The sequence below is a fragment of the Streptomyces achromogenes subsp. achromogenes genome, from assembly GCF_000720835.1.
In the GTDB taxonomy this organism is placed as follows: Bacteria; Actinomycetota; Actinomycetes; order Streptomycetales; family Streptomycetaceae; genus Streptomyces; species Streptomyces achromogenes.
In genome coordinates this window covers 15,259-34,000 of record NZ_JODT01000014.1, presented here as the reverse complement: position 1 = coordinate 34,000, position 18,742 = coordinate 15,259, and the positions used below count along the sequence as shown (strand labels likewise).

14 protein-coding genes and 1 tRNA gene are annotated in these 18,742 nt (G+C 70.7%); 12 read left to right on the top strand and 3 right to left on the bottom strand.

The features are described 5' to 3' along the window. The first annotated feature begins 244 nt into the window (after nucleotides 1–244). The 7 genes from IH25_RS0115425 (at nucleotide 245) to IH25_RS0115395 (ending at nucleotide 8,964) form a co-directional block, all read left to right on the top strand. Nucleotides 245–1,345 (top strand): amidinotransferase, encoded by a 1,101-nt coding sequence (locus tag IH25_RS0115425; protein WP_030609342.1) that lies wholly within the window; start codon nucleotides 245–247, stop codon nucleotides 1,343–1,345. 27 nt (nucleotides 1,346–1,372) lie between these two features. Next, complete coding sequence (locus IH25_RS0115420; protein WP_051753937.1) at nucleotides 1,373–2,515, top strand: aminotransferase-like domain-containing protein; 1,143 nt, start codon at nucleotides 1,373–1,375, stop codon at nucleotides 2,513–2,515. A gap of 11 nt (nucleotides 2,516–2,526) precedes the next feature. Then, on the top strand, nucleotides 2,527–3,906 hold the full coding sequence (locus IH25_RS0115415) for a hypothetical protein (RefSeq protein ID WP_030609339.1): 1,380 nt from the start codon (nucleotides 2,527–2,529) through the stop codon (nucleotides 3,904–3,906). Beyond that, nucleotides 3,907–4,224: a chorismate mutase family protein gene (locus IH25_RS0115410; protein WP_030609337.1), complete on the top strand. Its 318-nt coding sequence runs from the start codon at nucleotides 3,907–3,909 to the stop codon at nucleotides 4,222–4,224. Beyond that, nucleotides 4,221–6,371, top strand: a complete 2,151-nt coding sequence (gene pabB, locus IH25_RS0115405; RefSeq protein ID WP_030609335.1) for an aminodeoxychorismate synthase component I — start codon at nucleotides 4,221–4,223, stop codon at nucleotides 6,369–6,371. The genes IH25_RS0115410 and pabB overlap by 4 nt, the downstream gene beginning before the upstream one ends. Next, entirely contained in the window at nucleotides 6,355–7,335 is a 981-nt protein-coding gene (locus tag IH25_RS0115400) for a prephenate dehydrogenase/arogenate dehydrogenase family protein (protein ID WP_051753936.1), read from the top strand. Before pabB ends, IH25_RS0115400 begins: the two co-directional genes overlap by 17 nt. Before the next feature lie 201 nt (nucleotides 7,336–7,536). Continuing rightward, on the top strand, nucleotides 7,537–8,964 hold the full coding sequence (locus IH25_RS0115395) for an amino acid permease (protein WP_051753935.1): 1,428 nt from the start codon (nucleotides 7,537–7,539) through the stop codon (nucleotides 8,962–8,964). A gap of 40 nt (nucleotides 8,965–9,004) precedes the next feature. Here IH25_RS0115395 and IH25_RS0115390 read toward each other — a convergent pair whose 3' ends face one another. From IH25_RS0115390 to IH25_RS0115380, 3 genes are all read right to left on the bottom strand, one after another. Next, nucleotides 9,005–10,474, bottom strand: a complete 1,470-nt coding sequence (locus IH25_RS0115390) for an MFS transporter (protein ID WP_394298432.1) — start codon at nucleotides 10,472–10,474, stop codon at nucleotides 9,005–9,007. A 210-nt stretch (nucleotides 10,475–10,684) separates the two neighbouring features. Continuing rightward, nucleotides 10,685–11,761: an LAETG motif-containing sortase-dependent surface protein gene (locus IH25_RS37550; RefSeq protein ID WP_030609328.1), complete on the bottom strand. Its 1,077-nt coding sequence runs from the start codon at nucleotides 11,759–11,761 to the stop codon at nucleotides 10,685–10,687. Nucleotides 11,762–11,992: 231 nt separating this feature from the next. Further along, nucleotides 11,993–12,076, bottom strand: a tRNA-Leu gene (locus IH25_RS0115380). A gap of 460 nt (nucleotides 12,077–12,536) precedes the next feature. Here IH25_RS0115380 and IH25_RS0115375 point away from each other — a divergent pair. The 5 genes from IH25_RS0115375 to IH25_RS0115355 all read left to right on the top strand — a co-directional run bounded on the left by IH25_RS0115375 (nucleotide 12,537) and on the right by IH25_RS0115355 (nucleotide 18,715). Continuing rightward, complete coding sequence (locus IH25_RS0115375; RefSeq protein WP_030609326.1) at nucleotides 12,537–13,403, top strand: FhaA domain-containing protein; 867 nt, start codon at nucleotides 12,537–12,539, stop codon at nucleotides 13,401–13,403. Nucleotides 13,404–13,413: 10 nt separating this feature from the next. Next, nucleotides 13,414–13,953, top strand: coding sequence for an FHA domain-containing protein FhaB/FipA (locus tag IH25_RS0115370; RefSeq protein WP_030609324.1), 540 nt, complete (start codon nucleotides 13,414–13,416; stop codon nucleotides 13,951–13,953). Between the two features lie 140 nt (nucleotides 13,954–14,093). Beyond that, nucleotides 14,094–15,755 (top strand): Stp1/IreP family PP2C-type Ser/Thr phosphatase, encoded by a 1,662-nt coding sequence (locus IH25_RS0115365; RefSeq protein WP_030609309.1) that lies wholly within the window; start codon nucleotides 14,094–14,096, stop codon nucleotides 15,753–15,755. Nucleotides 15,756–15,782: 27 nt separating this feature from the next. After that, the gene (locus tag IH25_RS0115360) at nucleotides 15,783–17,234 is read left to right on the top strand and encodes an FtsW/RodA/SpoVE family cell cycle protein (RefSeq protein WP_030609306.1); all 1,452 of its coding nucleotides are present in this window, start codon (nucleotides 15,783–15,785) and stop codon (nucleotides 17,232–17,234) included. Next, nucleotides 17,231–18,715 carry a peptidoglycan D,D-transpeptidase FtsI family protein gene (locus IH25_RS0115355; protein ID WP_030609303.1) on the top strand — a complete coding sequence of 495 codons (1,485 nt, stop codon included), beginning with the start codon at nucleotides 17,231–17,233 and terminating at the stop codon, nucleotides 18,713–18,715. Before IH25_RS0115360 ends, IH25_RS0115355 begins: the two co-directional genes overlap by 4 nt. The last annotated feature ends 27 nt before the right edge of the window (nucleotides 18,716–18,742 follow it).

The window sequence follows — 18,742 nt, the reverse complement described above, 5'->3', positions numbered from 1 at the left end:
CCGTCCCCGCCCGGCACCGAGAACCGCACCTGACGACAACACGCATCGCCGACCTCCTGGGCACGACCGGCATCAGGGCCTGCCGTCAGCCGACCGCGGGCCCCTGCCTTTCCGCACCGACGAGACCGCGCGTGCCGGCACCCGTGTGCCTTCGGCCGGCCGCCTCGGCAGCGGTCCTTGTGGGTGTCCTCGGCACGCTGCTGCGAAGCGACTGTACAAGTGACTCCGGAAGGAAGACGCGGACATGAGCGCTGTGGGTGGAACGCCGGCCGAACCGGTCGTCAACATACACAACGAGTGGGACCCCCTCGAGGAGATCATCGTCGGCCGGCTCGAAGGTCTGCTGATCCCCGCCTGGGAGCCGGACATGCTCGGCTGCATGTACGAGGAGTACTTCGACTTCTACAGGACCCGGGGCGGCGAGGAGTGGCCGGCCGCGGAGATCCAGGCCGCCCAGCGGGAGCTCGACGAGCTGATCTCCATCCTCGAGGGCGAGGGCGTCACCGTACGGCGCCCCGACCTCCGGGAGTACGGCGGACAGCTGCGCACGCCCCACTGGAGCGTGCCCAACGAACTGGGTGTGGCCAACCCGCGCGACTCCCTGCTGGTGATCGGCAAGGACATCATCGAGACGCCGATGGCCTGGCGCAGCCGGTACTTCGAGACGTTCGCGTACCGGTCGCTGATCAAGGAGTACTACGCGCGCGGCGCCAACTGGGTCGCCGCGCCCAAGCCGGAGTTGCGGGACGGCCTCTACAAGGAGTCGTTCACCGCGGCCGGCCCGGGCGAGCCGCCCCGCTTCGTCCTCAACGAGCTGGAGCCGGTCTTCGACGCCGCGGACGCCATCAAGTGCGGGCGTGACATCTTCATGGGCCTGAGCAGCACGTGCAACGAGGCCGGCATCGAATGGCTCCAGCGCTATCTCGACGCCACGCACCCCGACACCTACCGGGTGCACCGGCTGGTGTTCAACGACCCGCACGCCATGCACATCGACGCGACCTTCTACCCGCTGGCGCCGGGGAAGCTGCTGGTGCACCCAGAGCGGGTCACCTCGATCCCGTCCCTGTTCAAGGACTGGGACGTGCTGCGGACTCCGGACCCGTGCGTCCCGGACTCCTACCCCCTGTACTTCTCCAGCAAGTGGATGAACGCCAACGTCCTCATGCTGGACGCCTCGCGCGTGATCGTGGCCGCCGGCGAGGTCAACACGATCAAGGCGTTCAAGGACTGGGGGCTCGAAGTGATCGAGTGCCCGTTCTGGAACTTCAACAACTTCGGTGGCTCGTTCCACTGCGCCACCCTCGACATACGACGCCGCGGCAGCCTCGAGAACTACTTCTGACCGGGCGCGCGGAAGAAGAGAGAACGCATGGACCAGACATCGGTCTTCGACTTCGTCCTGCGCAAGAACGCGGACCTCGTCTCCTTCGCGCTGGGCCTGCCCAACCCGGACCTGTTCCCGGTCGCCGAGCTGACCGCCGCCGTCGACGCCGTCTTCAAGAGCCCCGGCGACGTCTACCAGTACGCCAACCCGCTGGAGGAGTTGCGCGAGCACATCGTGCGGCTGATGGCCATGCGGGGCGTGACCTGCGCACCGGAGCAGATCGTGCTCACCAACGGCGCCCAGCACGGCATCGACATGGCCGTGCGGCTGCTGTGCGGGTCCGGCCGCCCGATCGTGCTGGAGGAGATCACGTACACCGGCGCGCTGTCGGCCGTGCTGGCGGGGGACACCCCCGTGCACACCGTCGGCACGTCGGGGAGCCTCGCCCGGTCGGTGGCCGGCCTGGTGGGGGCGGGGGTCCGTCCCGGCGCCATGTACGTCATGCCCGAGGGACACAACCCGCTCGGCGTCAGCCTGCCCGGACCGGAGCGCCGGGCGCTGGCGGAGCTGGCGCGGGAGCACGCGTTCACGCTCATCGAGGACGACGCCTACGGCTTCCTGCAGTACGACGACGAACCGAGACCGGCGCTGCGCTCGCTGGAGGACCGGTGGGTGTTCTACGTCGGCTCCTTCTCCAAGATCATCAGTCCGGGGCTGCGCGTCGGCTGGATCGTGGTGCCCGACGCCCTCGTGGACCAGGCCCTCGTCGTCAAGGAGGCGTCCACGCTCGAGGTCGCCACCCCCGGCCAGCACATCGTGGCCCGGCTGCTGGACGGGTGGGACCTGGCCGCTCACATCGGCGTCCTGCGCCGCGAGTACGCGCTGCGCCGCGATGTCATGCGGCGCTGCCTCGAAGAGGTCCTCCCCGCCGGAACGCCCTTCTCGCGCCCCGACTCGGGGATGTTCTTCTGGGTGGAGCTGCCGGAGGGAGTGGACACCGGGGAGCTGCTGAAGGTCGCGGCGAGCGAGTACGGGGTGTCCTTCGTGCCGGGCGACCTCTACCTCTCCGGCCCGGTGCAGGCGAAGCGCAACTACCTGCGCCTGTCCTTCTCCTGTGTGTCCCCGGCCGAGATCGAGGCCGGGACCGAGCGCCTCGGGCGGCTGCTCCGGGACCGCGGAATCGCTTAGGAGGAACGGCGATGTTCACCGACCCGGACCTGTTCTCCGACGTGGAACTGCCCGATCTGTCGGCCGCCGAGCTCGACGAGATCACCGGCCGCTTCCCGCACGCCCGCCGGCTTCTGGAGGTGGACGGCACGGTCGGCGACTACTACGCCGGACTCACCGTCGACGGCACCACCTTCCAGGCCGGCCGGGCGGAGCTCTTCCTGGCCGCCCTGAAGCGGCACATCGACGCCCTGTTCCCGCCGGGCACCTCCACGGGCGTCATCGACCAGCTCACGCGCGCACCGGTGCTGTCCGCGGCCGAGCACATGGCCAGCATCACCAATCCCGAGAGCCTGAACGTGGTCGTCAACCAAGCCCTCTACCAGCGGCGGCAGCGGCAGAAGTACGTGCTGGCGCTGCCGATCACGGCGATCAGGCTGGACAACATCCTGCTGTCCAGGGACCTGTTCGTCGGCGATCGCAAGGTGCGGCTGCTGCCGTCCAAGTACCGCGACACACTGGCCACGGACGCCCCCGCGGCCGACGGCGAGTTCGTCCGCCGCAACCTGGAGGCGGTCCTGGCCGACGGGCCCGACGCCGTCCGGGCCCGGGCCGCCGAGCTGCGCCGGTGGTGGGAGCGGACGTCCCGCGACATCTCCTCGCTGGACACGCTCTGGAAGCAACTGGTGGTGCTCAACCACGCGTACTGGAAGGAGCTCGTCCACGCGAACCACTGGGACCTGCCCGACGAGTACGTCACCGTCCCGATGTGCGTCCTGGTCCGCGACGCGATCCTCGCCGAGCTCGAGGCGGGGCACGACGGCTGGTTCCACCGGATGATCCTCGATCCCGCCACGCGCGACACCGTGTACCGCGTCTTCGACGGCGTCCGCTCCTGCTGGGACTCGAGGACCGGGGGCGGCACCTTCCTGTTCTGGACGATGAACAAGAAGGGCGAGCCACGGGCGATGGCCTACGAGGACGGCGCCCTGCGCTCGACCGGCGTGGCCGGCACCCTCCCCCTGACCCGCGAGAGCCTGCTGGAGGCGCTGCGGTCGGGCGCCGTCTACCCCGGCACGTTCCTGGTGATGGCCTACCTGGGTTTCCACCTCGGACTGCAGTTGTTCGGCGGCATCCTCTGCGCCCAGTTCTACCCCGAGATGCACCGGCGCATCACCGAGGGAAACCCGCTGGGCCTGTCCGCCGCGGACCTGCGGACCATCGAGGCGGTGCGCACCGATCTGTACGTCAATTTCGAAAGACGCAAGCTGGCCGACGGCGGCCTTCTCAAATTGTGGTACCCGCAGTCGGCCGACACCTACGACGAATATCGCGACCGGCCCTTCCGCCAAGAGATCATGGGCTGCTTGGGATATCTGCTGGAAATGGTCAGGAAAGGCGAGGGGGCTTAGATGGAGAGGGCCGAGGCGGACTTTGCGCGGGTGTCCGGGATCGAGGAACTGCGCGCGATACTGAACGACATCGACAACAGCCTGCTCCGGGTGATCGAACGCCGGATCGCCTGCTGCGTGCGCATCGCGGAGTACAAGAGAGAGCACGACGTGCCGATGATGCAGCCTCACCGGATCGAGGCCGCTCACCGCAGGGCGGACGACTTCGCCGCCGCCACCGGCCTCGACCCCGCCTTCCTGCACAAGCTGTACGACCTGCTCATCGAGGAGTCGTGCCGAGTCGAGGACCTGGTGATCGACGGAGAGCCGCAACGATGAGGACGCTGCTGATCGACAACTACGATTCGTTCACCTACAACCTCTACCAATTCCTGGCCGAAGTGAACGGACGGCCCCCGGAAGTCGTCCGGAACGATTCCGCCCGCCCGCTGTCCGGACTCGGGGAATTCGACAACATCGTGATCTCCCCCGGGCCGGGCCGGCCGGAGCGGCAGCGCGATTTCGGGATGAGCGCGCAGGCGATCCGGGACAGCGGCGTCCCCGTTCTCGGGGTCTGTCTCGGGCACCAGGGGATCTGTCATCTGTTCGGCGCCGGCATAGAACTCGGCGAGGAACCGATGCACGGCCGCGTGTCCCGTATCCACCACACCGGGGAGGGCCTCTTCAGCGGCATACCGTCGCCTTTCGACGCGGTGCGCTACCACTCGCTCGTCGCCACCCGCATCCCCGAAGGGGAACTGCTCCCGATCGCCTGGACGACCGACGGCGTCAACATGGGCGTGCGCCACCGCACGCTGCCGATCTGGGGCGTGCAGTTCCACCCGGAGTCGATCTGCTCGGAGCACGGCCTGCGACTGCTCCACAACTTCCGGCGGCTGACCGAGGAGCACGCGGGCGGCCCCGCACAGCCACCGCCCACGCCGGTGCCCGGGCCGCGCGAGCCCCTGCCCGCGCCCGCCCGCCGGACCGGCCGGCGGGAGGAACCGGCACGGTATTCCCTGCGGACCCGGACGATCCCGCTGCTGCCGGACACCGAGGCGGCGTACACGGAGCTGTTCGCCGGCGCCGAGCACAGCTTCCTGCTGGACAGCGGCGAGACGGCGACCGGGATGGCGCGCTACTCCTTCATGGGCGACGGGACCGGGCCGCACGCCGAGTTCGTCACCTACCGCCTCGCGGAGCGCGCCGTGACCGTCGACCGCGCCGGACAGCGGATCCGGCGGCAGGAGTCGGTCTTCGACTACCTCGACCGGGAACTCCGGGAGCGCGCGGTCGAACACCCGGGCGCCCTCGGATTCGCGCTCGGTTACGTCGGCTACCTGGGGTACGAGCTCAAGGCCGAGTGCGCGGGCCGCGCGGCCCACTCCGCGGCGGAGCCGGACGCGGCCCTGCTCTTCGCCGACCGCGCGCTCGTCCTCGATCACGTGGCACGGGTCAGCCATCTGCTCTGCCTGGCGGCACCGGGCGAGGAGGCGGCGGCGGACCGGTGGCTGGACACCATGGCGGGCCGGGTCGGCGGGCTGGACCGGGCGGCCGGGCCCGGAGAGGTCGTCACCCCGCCGCTGCTCTCGGCCGGCGAGGACGCCTCCGCGCTGCCGGTGACGTTCCGGCACTCCAGGCAGCGGTACCTGGACCTCATCGCCGAGTGCCGGCGGGAGATCCGGGCGGGCGAGTCGTACGAGATCTGCCTGACGAACATGGCCACGGCACCGATCCCCATCGATCCCCTGGCCACCTACGCGCAGTTGCGGCGGATCAGCCCGGTCCCCTACGGGGCGCTGCTCAGGTTCCCCGGTCTGTCGGTGCTCAGCGCGTCCCCCGAGCAGTTCCTCCGGATCGGCGCCGACCGCACGGTCCAGGCCAAGCCGATCAAGGGCACGCGGCCCCGCGGGGCCACCCCGGAGGAGGACGAGCGGCTCCGGCTCGAACTGGTCAAGCTGGAGAAGGAACGCGCCGAGAACCTGATGATCGTCGACCTGCTCCGCAACGATCTGGGCCAGGTCTGCGAGATCGGCAGCGTGCACGTCCCCGACCTGTTCGCGGTGGAGTCCTACGCGCCCGTCCACCAGCTCGTGTCCACCATCCGCGGTCGCCTGCGGTCCGGTGTCTCGACCGTCGAGGCGTTCCGTGCCGCGTTCCCCGGCGGGTCGATGACCGGGGCGCCCAAGATCCGGACGATGGAGATCATCGACCGGCTGGAGGCGGGGCCGCGGGGCGTCTACTCGGGGGCGCTCGGCTACTTCTCGCTCGACGGCGCGGCCGACTTCAGCATCCTCATCCGGACCATCGTCGCCACCCCGCGGCAGGTGAGTTTCGGTGTGGGCGGCGCCATCACCGCGCTGTCGGACCCCGCCGAGGAGTTCGAGGAGACCCAGGTGAAGGCCAGGGCCATGCTCAGGGCGATCGCGGCGAGCCGGCCTGCGGTCCAGCCCCTTACGGGAGGCCCCGATGCCCACCGAGGGTGACGCCACCATGTCCACCGGGGGTGAGCCGCCGCGCGACCCGGGACCGGCCGCCGGCCGGCTGGCCCGCGCCGTCGTGGTCGGGGGCGGCGGCGCCGTCGGGCACATGTTCACGGAGCGGCTGGCGGCCTCCGGCCTCGCCGTGACCTCGGTCGACATCGCCCCGGCGGACCGCCCCCCGGTCGCCGGCGTACACCGGATCACCGGCGATGTCACTTCCCCCGCGCCGCCGGTCCGGGACGCGGTGGCCACGGCCGACCTCGTGGTGCTGGCCGTGCCGGAGAAGGTCGTGCTGGCCGCCGTACGCCCGCTGGCGGCACTGCTGCGCAAGGACGCGGTGCTGGCCGACACCACGTCGGTGAAGGGCGCCGTCGTCGCGCGCACGCGGGACGCCCTGGCCGAGGTGCCGGGCGGCGGGGGGATCGAGGCGGTGAGCCTGAACCCGATGTACGCCCCGTCGCTGGGGCCGGACGGCCGGCCCGTCGCCGTGGTCCGCCTCAAGGACGGACCCGGGGTGCGGGCGCTGCTCGGCCTCATGGAGTCGTGGGGTGCGCGGATCGTGCCCGTCGGGGCGCGCGAACACGACCGGCTCATGGCCGCGGCCCAGGCGGCGACCCATGCGGCCGTGCTCGCCTTCGGCCTCTCCCTCAAGCACCTGGGCGTCGGCATCACCGAGTTGAGCGCACTCGCACCCCCGCCGCACACCGCGATGCTCGCGCTGCTGGCGCGCATCACCTCCGCCGCGCCCGAGGTGTACTGGGACGTCCAGACCGGCAGCGCGGACGCCGGGCGGGCCAGGGCCGCGCTGAAGGACGGCGTCGGCACCCTCATCGAGCTGGCGGACACCGGTGACGAGGCCGCCTTCGCCGCGACCCTCGCCGAGCTGCGCGCCTACCTGGGCGCGGACGCTCCCCGCCTCGCCGACCTGTGCGCGCGGATGTTCCGCCACACCGGCCGGCCCGCCTGACGGCACTGCTCACCAGCCTCCCGCGCACCCACCGATCAGCGTCCCCTTCCCGGTGCCGGCGCGCCCTTTCCCACACCCCGCCGCCGGCCGCGTCCGGCCCGGGCCCGCCGCACCCGGCTCGGCCATGCCCTCTTCACCCGGTCGACGCGCGCCGACGACCACTGACCAGCAAGCGAACCGATCTGTCCGGGAGGCAGTGAGATGGCAAGCGGCACCCCCGAGGTGTACGAGAAGGAAAACCTCAGACGAGACCTCAAGAGCCGGCACATCCAGATGATCGCCATCGGCGGCACGATCGGCACCGGCCTGTTCTACGGCTCCGGCTGGGCGGTGGCGACCGCGGGCCCGGCGGTCATCCTGGCCTACGTCGTCGCGGCCGTGGCGATCTACTTCGTCATGCGCGCCCTGGGCGAGATGTCGGTCGAGGAGCCCGTCTCCGGGGCCTACGTCTCCTACGCGAACCGGTACATCCACCGCTTCGCCGGCTTCCTGAACGGGTGGAACGCGTTCGTCTTCCTGCTCGCCACCAGCGCGGCCGAGCTCAACTCCCTGGGCCGCTTCGCCCAGTACTGGTTCCCCGGCCTGCCGATCTGGGTGCCCGGGGCGGTCGCCGTCCTCGTGATGTACGCCGTCAACGTCGTCGGGGTGAACTTCTACGGCGAGTCGGAGTTCTGGTTCGCGATGATCAAGGTCGTGGCGATCGTGGCCATGATCCTCTTCGGCCTGGCCATGGTCTTCCTGGGCGTCGGCCACGACGGCCGGCCGATCGGCCTCGGGAACCTGACCGAGCACGGCGGCTTCTTCCCCCACGGCCTGTCCGGGACGGTCCTGGCCCTGGTGATGGTCGCCTTCTCGTTCGGCGGGGTGGAAACCCTCGGGCTGGCCGCCGGTGAGGCCAAGGACGTCACCAGGACGATGCCCAAGGCGGTCAACGCCACCTTCTGGCGGCTGATGATCTTCTACGTGGGCGCCGTCACCGTGCTGGTCACCCTCTTCCCGTGGACCCAGCTGACCGGTGAGGGAAGCCCGTTCGTGACCGTGTTCGCCGAGATCGGCATCCCCGCCGCGGCGACCGTCATGAACCTGGTCGTGATCACCGCCGTGCTGTCGGCGGTGAACGCCAGCGTGTACACCAACAGCCGCACCTTCTACAACCTGGCGCTCCAGGGCAACGCGCCGGCCGTCCTCGGCACCGTCAACCACAGGAACGTCCCGACCCGGGCGATCAGCCTCGTGTTCGCCACCATGTTCGGCAGCGTCCTGCTCAACTTCCTGATACCGGACCAGGTCTTCGAGATCTTCTCCTCGGTCACCGTCTTCGGGCTGCTGTGCGCCTGGTCCTCCATCGCGGTCAGCCACCTGAGGTTCCGCAGGATCAAAAGGCGCGCCGGCCAGGAGGACCGGATCCGCTACAAGATGCCGTTCCACCCCTACGGCGACTACCTCGCCCTGGTGTTCGTGGCCACGGTCCTGGTCTGCATCGCCGTCCTGCCGGAGACACGCACCTCGCTGTACGTCTCGGGCGGCTGGGTCCTGGTGGTCTTCCTCGCCTACAAGGTCCACACCAGAGCCGGCGGAAGGCCGGCGGAGCCGGCCCCGGCGACGACCGAGACCGCGCCTCTCGGCTGAGCCCGGCCGGCGCGGCCGTACGGGCACCGGCCCCGGCGGCTCACCCCGAGGAGCCGCCGCCGGCCTCGTCGCGGGCCGTGGCCGCCGGGTCCCCGCGCCGGGCGGCGGGCCCGGTGCCGCGCAGACCGAAGGCGGAGACCGCCGCCCCCAGCACCACCATCACCACCGGGACGACGAGCGCGGCGCGGTAGGCGTCCAGCACCGCGCCCGGTGACCCGTCGGCACCGGCCGAGGCGATCCCGTACACCGCGGTGGTCGCGGAGATCCCGACCGCCGAGCCGAACTGGGTGAACGTGTACAGCAGCCCGCCCGCCAGGCCCTGCTCCTCCTCGGCCACGCCGTCGGTCGCCGCGATGGTGAGCGGGCCGTAGGCGAGGGCGAAGCCGACGCCCGCGAGGATCAGGCTCGGGAACATCGCCGCGTACGGCCAGTCCGTCCCGACCGGCAGGAACAGCCCGTACGACACGATCGCCAGCAGGAAGCCGCCGAGGATCACCCGGCCGTTGCCGTAGCGGCTCACCAGGCGCGGGGTGAGGGTGGGCGCCAGCACGGCGTCACAGCCCATGGCGATCAGGGCGAGGGCGGCCTGGAAGGAGGACCAGCCGCGCAGCTCCTGGAGATAGAGCGTGACGACGAACTGGAACCCGAAGAACGCGCCCAGGAAGAGCAGCGCGGCGACGTCGGCCCGCATCACCTCGGCCTTGCGCAAGATCTCCAGCCGGACGAGCGGGGCCTCGGCGCGCCGCTCGATCGCGAGGAAGGCCGCCACCGCCGCCGACCCGGCGACGAGCGCGCCGAGAGCCTGCCCGAGCCCCTCCCCGCCGTGTTCGAGCCGGACGATGCCGTAGGCGAGGAGCAGCATCGCGGCGGCGGCGCAGGCCGCGCCGGCCAGGTCGTAGCCGTGCCGAGGGGGCTCGGGGCGGGCCTCGCGCGGCAGCAGCCTGAGCGCCGCGAGGAGGAGGGCGCCGGCCAGGAACACCGGGGCGAAGAACACCCAGCGCCAGCCGAGCCCGGTGAGCAGTCCGCCGATGACGAGGCCGGTCGAGAAGCCGCCGGCGCCGACTCCGGCGAAGACCAGCAGGGCCTTGTCGCGCTGCGGCCCCTCCGGATACGAGGTCGTGATGATCGACATGGCGGCGGGGGTCATGAAGGCCGCCGCCACACCGGTGACGAACCGGGCCACCACCAGCGTCCAGCCGTCGGTCGCGAAGCCGCCCAGCGTGGAGAAGACCAGGAAGACGCCGAGCCAGGTGCGGAACATCCGCCGTCTGCCCAGCAGATCGGCGGCCCGGCCGCCGAGCAGCGTGAAACCGGCGTAGCCGAGCACGTAGCCGCTCATCACCCACGCGGTGGCGCCGGTGGTCAGGCCGAGGTCGGCGCGGATGGCGGGGACGGCGACGGCCAGCATGGCGACGTCGCTGCCCTCGAGGAAGATCGTGCCGCACAGGACGAGCAATAACGCCCAGGCCCGACCGCTCATACGGGCCCCGGGGACGGAGGACACGGACATGCCCCGCCTTTCTCTCAGGCGTGCCGGAAGGAGGGAGCAGGGCCCCGGCAAACCCTAGAAGATCACCCCGGGCACCGACCGCCGAACCGGCGAACCCATCCCCCCGCTCCCCCCAGGACACGACGAAGGCGGGGCCACGCCCCGTGAGTCGACTCACGCGCCACGGCCCCGCCTCCCCCTTACCCGTCACCCGTTACCAGGGGGACCCGGTCAGACGGCGGCGTTGGAACCGGCCGTCTTGCGGCGGCGTACGACGAACATGGCGCCCGCGCCGACCGCGACCGCGGCGCCGCCCGCCAGGGCGATCATCGGGAGCGCCGAGCTGGAGCCCGTCTCGGCGAGGTGGCCCTGGGGCTCGATCTTGGTGTTGCCGGAGGGCTGGTGCTGGGGCAGCGGCTTCTTGCCGCCCTGCGGCTTGGCGTCCCCGGGCTCGCCCGAGGCGGTGCCGGCCTTCAGGATGTCGAACTCGTAGTAGCTGTCGTCACCGGCGAGGACGCAGTTGCCCTGGTCGTCGGCGTACATGCCGATGCTCAGGGCGTAGCCCAGGCCGGCCGGCGCGGACTTGTCCACGGCCAGGCGCAGGTCGACGGAGAAGGACTCGTGGGCCTTGACGTCGGTGTAACCGAGGTAGCCGGCCCCCTCGTCGTTCTCGTCCAGCGAGATGTCGATCCACTCGCCCGAGGACGGGTCCTTGTACTGCAGGGTCAGGTGGCTGGTGTCGATGAAGTACTCCTCCTCGTCCATCTGGGCGGCGAAGACTCCGAGGTCGACGCGCTGGTACGCGCGGTCACCGGTGTTCTTCACGTCCAGCCGGAACCCGTGGAAGCCGCTTCCCGCCACGATCTTCGAGGGCAGACCGGACAGGGCGGTCCGGAGGTCCTCGTCGACCTTGGGTTCGTCGTCGGAGCACTCCACGGGGCCGTCCGACGGGGACGCGGACGCCGAGGGGGACGCGGACACGGAAGCGGAAGCGGAAGCCGAGGCGGAGGCGGAGGCGGAAGCCGAGGCGGAAGCGCTGGGCGAGGACTGCGCGGCAGGCGGAGTGTCCTCACCGGCCGCGGGCGAGGACGCCTTCTCGGCCGGAGTCGTGTCGTCCGCGGGGGACTCGTCGGCCGCAGGGGACTCGTCGGCCGCGGGCGAGGACGCCTCCTGACCCGGTGCCGTCTCGGTGACGGTGGACGCCGGGGTGTCCCCGTCCGCCGCGTGGGCGATCGGGGCCGCGAGGAGAACGGCCGGTGTGATGGCGGCCGTGGCGGCGGCGAGGGCCAGGGAACGACGAAGCTTCATACGAACCTCAGAACGGAAGTGACCAGTGAGTTCGCACTCATGACCCGGAGAAGCCGTAAAGGGTTGCGCCACCCTTACCTCATCCTTATGTGAAGGCCGTCACAGGCGCTGCGAGCGGGGGGCGCCCTGAGACCTTCGTCACGCGCCATTCACGCCGAGCGCGGCCCACTCGAAGAACCGCGAAAACAAGAATGAGCGGCATCGTGATCACGATGCCGCTCATTCCTTCGGTGCGCGAGGGGGGAGTTGAACCCCCACGCCCTTGCGGGCACTGGAACCTGAATCCAGCGCGTCTGCCTATTCCGCCACCCGCGCATTGGGTGTGTCTTCCGGTTCCTTGCCTTTCGGGCTGGCCCCTTCCGACATCGAGAACATTAGCACGTCGTCCGGGGTTGATTCACATCCCTTCCCGGGCGCCCCCGGCGGCCCGCGGGCGCGCCCCCTCCGGCGGCCGGTGCCCGTGCGCCCCCCACGCGCCCCGCCCGTGTCCGTCCGTCTCAGGGAGACACGGTTCACGTATCAACCTCGTACCGGTCCCGGCCGTCTCCCCGGAAGGCGGGCCGGGCGCACAGCCCGGTGCGGGACACTGGTCTTCGCCCGCCTCTACGATCCAGGGGCAGCAGGACACGCACCCGGAGTTCGAAGGGGAGCCGCTGGGGGAACCGGCTGATTGGCGGGCGCGTAGATACGATCAGTAAGCAGTACCCGGCAGTACCCCGGCAAGGCAGCGGCACAGAGCAAGGCAAGACGACGGCAGGGACGGAGGAGGTGCCCCATGGGAGTCCTGAAGAAGTTCGAGCAGCGTCTCGAAGGTCTGGTGAACGGCACCTTCGCCAAGGTCTTCAAGTCCGAGGTCCAGCCCGTGGAGATCGCCGGAGCGCTCCAGCGGGAGTGCGACAACAACGCCACGATCTGGAACCGCGACCGCACCGTGGTGCCCAACGACTTCATCGTGGAGCTGAGCGCGCCGGACTACGAGCGCCTCAGCCCCTACTCCGGGCAGCTCGGCGACGAGCTGGCCGGCATGGTGCGCGACTACGCCAAGCAGCAGCGCTACACCTTCATGGGCCCGATCAAGGTCAATCTGGAGAAGGCCGACGACCTGGACACCGGCCTGTACCGGGTGCGCTCGCGCACCCTCGCCTCCTCCAGCAGCCAGCAGGACCAGCAGGCGCCGCCCGCCCCGGCGGCCGGCCGCCCCGCGACGAGTGCCCCCGGCGGCTACGGCTACCCGCCGGCCGCCCCGCCCGCGGGCGCGCCCCCGATGCCGGCGACGCCGCCGCCCGGCGCCCGCCCCGGCGGCTACGGCTATCCGCAGCCCGCCACCCAGCGGCCCGCCGCGGCGCCGATGGGCGGCGCGCGCACCCGCTACTGGATCGAGATCAACGGCACCCGCCACCAGATCTCCCGCCCGACGCTGGTACTGGGCCGCAGCACCGACGCCGACGTGCGGATCGACGACCCCGGCGTCTCCCGCCGGCACTGCGAGATCCGGACCGGAACGCCCTCGACGATCCAGGATCTCGGCTCCACCAACGGCATCGTGGTGGACGGGCAGCACACCACCCGCGCTACGCTCCGCGACGGCTCGCGGATCGTCGTGGGCAGCACCACCGTTATCTATAGGCAAGCCGAAGGGTGAAGCGGGGGCAATGTCAGAGCTGACCCTCACGGTCATGCGGCTGGGTTTCCTGGCCGTACTGTGGCTGTTCGTGATCGTGGCCGTGCAGGTCATCCGGAGCGACCTGTTCGGTACGCGCGTCACCCAGCGCGGATCGCGTAGGGAGGCGGCCCGGCCGCAGCCGTCCGGGCGCCAGCAGACCCGGCAGCAGGCCCGGCAGCAGGCCGCCCCGCCGCAGCAGCGCGGCCAGCAGGGCGGCGGCCGGCGCGGCCGCAACGCCCCCACCAAGCTGGTCGTGACCGAGGGCACGCTGACCGGCACCACCGTCGCGCTCCAGGGCCAGACCATCACCCTGGGCCGGGCGCACGACTCCACGATCGTGCTGGACGACGACTACGCCTCCAGCCGCCATGCCAGGATCTACCCGGACCAGAACGGCCAGTGGATCATCGAGGACCTCGGTTCCACCAACGGCACGTACCTGGACCGGTCCCGGCTGACGACCCCCACACCGATCCCGCTGGGCGCGCCGATCCGCATCGGCAAGACCGCAATCGAGCTGCGGAAGTAGTGCTACGTCATGAATAAGCGCGAGCGGAGCGAGCACGCCGCGGCAGGCCGCCACCCGGTCTCCGGCGCGCTCCCGACCGGAGGGTGGGCAGTGTGGCTCGACACGACCGGCTGCATTCGGAGCCGACGGGCGAGGTGCGCATGAGTCTGTCACTGCGCTTCGCCGCCGGATCGCACGAGGGCATGATCCGCGGGCACAACGAGGACTCCGGCTACGCCGGCCCGCGCCTGCTGGCCATCGCCGACGGCATGGGCGGCCAGGCGGCCGGCGAGGTCGCCTCCTCCGAGGTGATCTCCACCATCGTCCCGCTCGACGACGACGTGCCCGGCTCCGACATCCTCACCTCCCTCGGCACCGCCGTGCAGCGCGCCAACGACCAGCTGCGCGCCATGGTCCAGGAGGACCCGCAGCTGGAGGGCATGGGCACCACCCTGACCGCCCTGCTGTGGACCGGACAGCGGCTCGGCCTGGTCCACGTCGGCGACTCCCGCGCCTATCTGCTGCGCGACGGCGTCCTCACCCAGATCACCCAGGACCACACCTGGGTGCAGCGGCTGGTCGACGAGGGCCGGATCACCGAGGAAGAGGCCACCACCCACCCGCAGCGCTCCCTGCTGATGCGCGCCCTCGGCAGCAGCGAGCACGTCGAGCCCGACCTCTCCATCCGCGAGGTCCGCGCCGGCGACCGCTATCTGATCTGCTCCGACGGCCTGTCCGGGGTGGTCTCCCACCAGACGATGGAGGAGACCCTCGCCAGCTACCAGGGCCCGCAGGAGACCGTGCAGGAGCTGATCCAGCTCGCGCTGCGCGGCGGCGGCCCCGACAACATCACGGTCATCGTCGCCGACGTGCTGGACCTGGACCAGGGCGACACCCTCGCCGGCCAGCTGTCCGACCAGCCGGTGGTGGTCGGCGCGGTCGCCGAGAACCAGCACCACCTCCAGGACAACGGGATCATGCAGACCCCGGCCGGCCGCGCCGCCCACCTGGGCCGGCGGGGCCAGGGCGGCGGCGAGTTCGGGCCGCCCGGCTCGGGTGACGACGGTTATCTCCCGGCCGGCGAGTACGGCGACGAGGACTTCACCAAGCAGCGCAAGCCGCGCAGGTGGCTGAAGACCTCCCTGTACGGCGCGCTCGCCCTGGCCGTCGTGGGCGGCGGCCTGTACGGCGGCTACCGCTGGACGCAGACGCAGTACTACGTCGGCACCAAGGACGAGCACGTGGCGCTGTACCGCGGGATCAGCCAGGACCTGGCCTGGGTGTCGCTGTCGGAGGTGGAGAAGGACCACCCCGAGATCGAACTCAAGTACCTGCCGCCGTACCAGCAGAAGCAGGTGAAGGCCACGATCGCGGAGGGCGGCCTCCAGGCGGCGCGGACGAAGGTCGAGGAGCTGGCCGTGCAGGCCTCCGCCTGCCGGAAGCAGGCCGAGCGCAAGGCCGCTGACCAGGCCGCACGCGACGCGAAGAACGACCAGGGCAAGACCACCGGCGCCGACAAGGGCAGCGGCACGGCCGGAGCCACCGGCACCGGCGGCACCACGGGTACCGGTACCGGTACCGGCACCACCGCGGGTACCGGCACGCACACCGCGTTCTCCCAGGACCCCGCCGCGCCGGTCGTCGCCCTCACCCAGGTCTCCCTCGTCACGAAGGCCACCCCGGCCCCGAACCCGTCGGCCTCGAAGACGTCCCCGGCGACCCCTTCGAAGGCTCCGTCCACGACCCCGTCCGCGACCCCCAGCCCCGGCCCCACTCTCTCGGAGGATGAGCAGAAGGTCGTCTCGCTGTGCGGTAAGCAGTAGGCAAGCCGTGAGAGGCCCCGTCACACGATGAGCAGTTCTACGAATTCGCCGACGCATCACACGTCCACGATCGGCGCCATCGGCGCGCCGAGCCGCCGCAACACCGAGCTGGCCCTGCTGGTCTTCGCCGTGGCCATCCCGGTGTTCGCCTACGCCAACGTGGGCCTGGCCATCAGCGACCAGGTCCCGTCCGGGCTGCTCAGCTACGGCCTGGGCCTCGGGCTGCTGGCCGGCGTCGCCCATCTCGCGGTACGGAAGTTCGCGCCGTACGCCGACCCGCTGCTGCTGCCGCTGGCCACCCTGCTCAACGGGCTGGGGCTGGTCGTGATCTGGCGGCTGGACCAGTCCAAGCTGCTCCAGTCACTGCCCAACTTCGTCACGGCCGCGCCCCGGCAGCTGCTGTACACCGCGCTGGGAATCGGTCTGTTCGTGGTGGTGCTGATCTTCCTGAAGGACCACCGCGTCCTCCAGCGCTACACGTACATCTCCATGTTCACCGCCCTGGTGCTGCTGATCCTGCCGCTGGTGCCGGGCCTCGGGGCGAACATCTACGGCGCGAAGATCTGGATCAACATCCCCGGCCTCGGCTCCCTCCAGCCCGGTGAGTTCGCCAAGATCGTCCTCGCCGTCTTCTTCGCCGGCTACCTGATGGTCAAGCGCGACGCCCTGGCCCTCGCCAGCCGCCGCTTCATGGGCCTGTACCTGCCGCGCGGCCGCGACCTCGGCCCGATCCTGGTCGTCTGGGCCATCTCGATCCTCATCCTGGTCTTCGAGACGGACCTCGGCACCTCGCTGCTGTTCTTCGGAATGTTCGTCATCATGCTGTACGTCGCCACCGAGCGGACCAGCTGGATCGTCTTCGGTCTGCTGATGTCCGCGGTCGGCGCGGTCGGCGTGGCGAGCTTCGAGTCACACATCCAGACCCGTGTGCAGGCCTGGCTCAACCCGATGCGCGAGTACGAGCTCAGCCGCCAGGTCACCCATGACGGCATCCTCCACTCCGACCAGCTCCAGCAGGCCCTGTGGGCCTTCGGCTCCGGTGGCACCCTCGGCTCCGGCTGGGGTCAGGGGCACTCGGACCTGATCCGGTTCGCCGCCAACTCCGACTTCGTCCTCGCCACCTTCGGCGAGGAGCTGGGCCTGGCCGGGGTCATGGCGATTCTGCTGATCTACGGCCTGATCGTGGAGCGCGGTGTGCGCACCGCCCTGGCCGCCCGCGACCCGTTCGGCAAGCTGCTCGCCATCGGCCTGTCCGGCGCCTTCGCCCTCCAGGTCTTCGTGGTGGCCGGCGGTGTCATGGGCCTCATCCCGCTGACCGGTATGACCATGCCGTTCCTCGCGTACGGCGGTTCGTCCGTGCTCGCCAACTGGGCGCTGATCGGCATCCTGATCCGGATCAGCGACACCGCCCGCCGTCCGGCGCCCGCCCCCGCCAGCAGCCCCGACGCCGAGATGACCCAGGTGGTCCGCCCGTCATGAACAAGCCCCTGCGCCGCATCGCGATCTTCTGCGGCCTGCTCGTGCTGACCCTGCTGCTGCGGGACAACTACCTCCAGTACGTCAGGGCCGACAGTCTCAAGGACGACCCGAAGAACCGTCGTGTGACGATCGCCCGCTACGCCACCCCGCGCGGCGACATCCTCGTCGGCGGCGACCCGATCACCGGGTCCGCCGAGTCGAGCAAGAGCGGTGTGAACGACCTGAAGTACAAGCGGACGTACAAGAACGGCCCCATGTGGGCGCCGGTCACCGGTTACGCCTCGCAGGCCTTCGGCGCCACCCAGCTGGAGTCCATCGAGGACGGCATCCTGACCGGCGACGACGACCGGCTGTTCTTCCGCAAGACCCTGGACATGATCACCGGCAAGGAGCAGCAGGGCGGCAACGTCGTCACCACGCTCAACGCCGCCGCGCAGAAGGCCGCGTTCGACGGCCTGAAGAAGCGGGGCGGCAAGGGCGCGGTGGTCGCGCTGGAGCCGTCCACGGGCAAGATCCTGGCGCTGGCCTCCTACCCGTCGTACGACCCCTCGTCCTTCGCGGGCAACACCAACGACGACGCGGCGGCCTGGAAGAAGCTCCAGAAGAAATACGACCCCGCCGACCCGATGCTGAACCGGGCGCTGCGCGAGACGTATCCGCCGGGCTCGACCTTCAAGGTGGTCACGGCCGCCGCGGCGCTGGAGAACGGCAAGTACACCTCGGCCGACGAGCGGACCGACTCGCCGCTGCCGTGGGTCATGCCGGGCACCACGACCGAGCTGAAGAACGAGGGCAACATCCCGTGCGAGAACGCGACCATGCGGGTCGCGCTCCAGTACTCCTGCAACACCGTCTTCGGCAAGATCGGCTCCGACCTCGGCAACGACAAGATGCTGGAGGAGGCGAAGAAGTTCGGCTTCGACTCCGAGCAGTTCACCCCGGTCCGCGCCACCGCCTCGGTGTTCTCCGACGACATGAACAAGTCGCAGACCGCGCTGTCCTCCATCGGCCAGTACAACACCGCCGCCACCCCGCTGCAGATGGCGATGGTGGCCTCGGCGGTCGCCAACGACGGCAAGCTGATGAAGCCGTACATGGTCGACGAGCTCCAGTCCTCGAACCTGGACCCGGTCGCCAAGACCGAGCCGGAGGAGCTGAGCCGGCCGCTGTCGCCGAAGAACGCGCAGATCCTGCAGGACATGATGCAGACGGTGGTCGAGAAGGGCACCGGTACGAACGCGCGGATCAGCGGCGTCGAGGTCGGCGGCAAGACCGGTACCGCCCAGCACGGCGTGGAGAACAGCGAGAACCCGTACGCGTGGTTCATCTCCTACGCCAAGCTGCCCGACGGCAGCTCGCCGGTGGCGGTGGCCGTGGTGATCGAGGACGAGGGCGCCAACCGCGACGACATCTCCGGTGGCGGCCTGGCCGCGCCGATCGCGAAGAACGTCATGGAGGCGGTCGTCAACGCCAAGAAGTGACCGGCCCGCGCGGGTGACGCGGCCGCA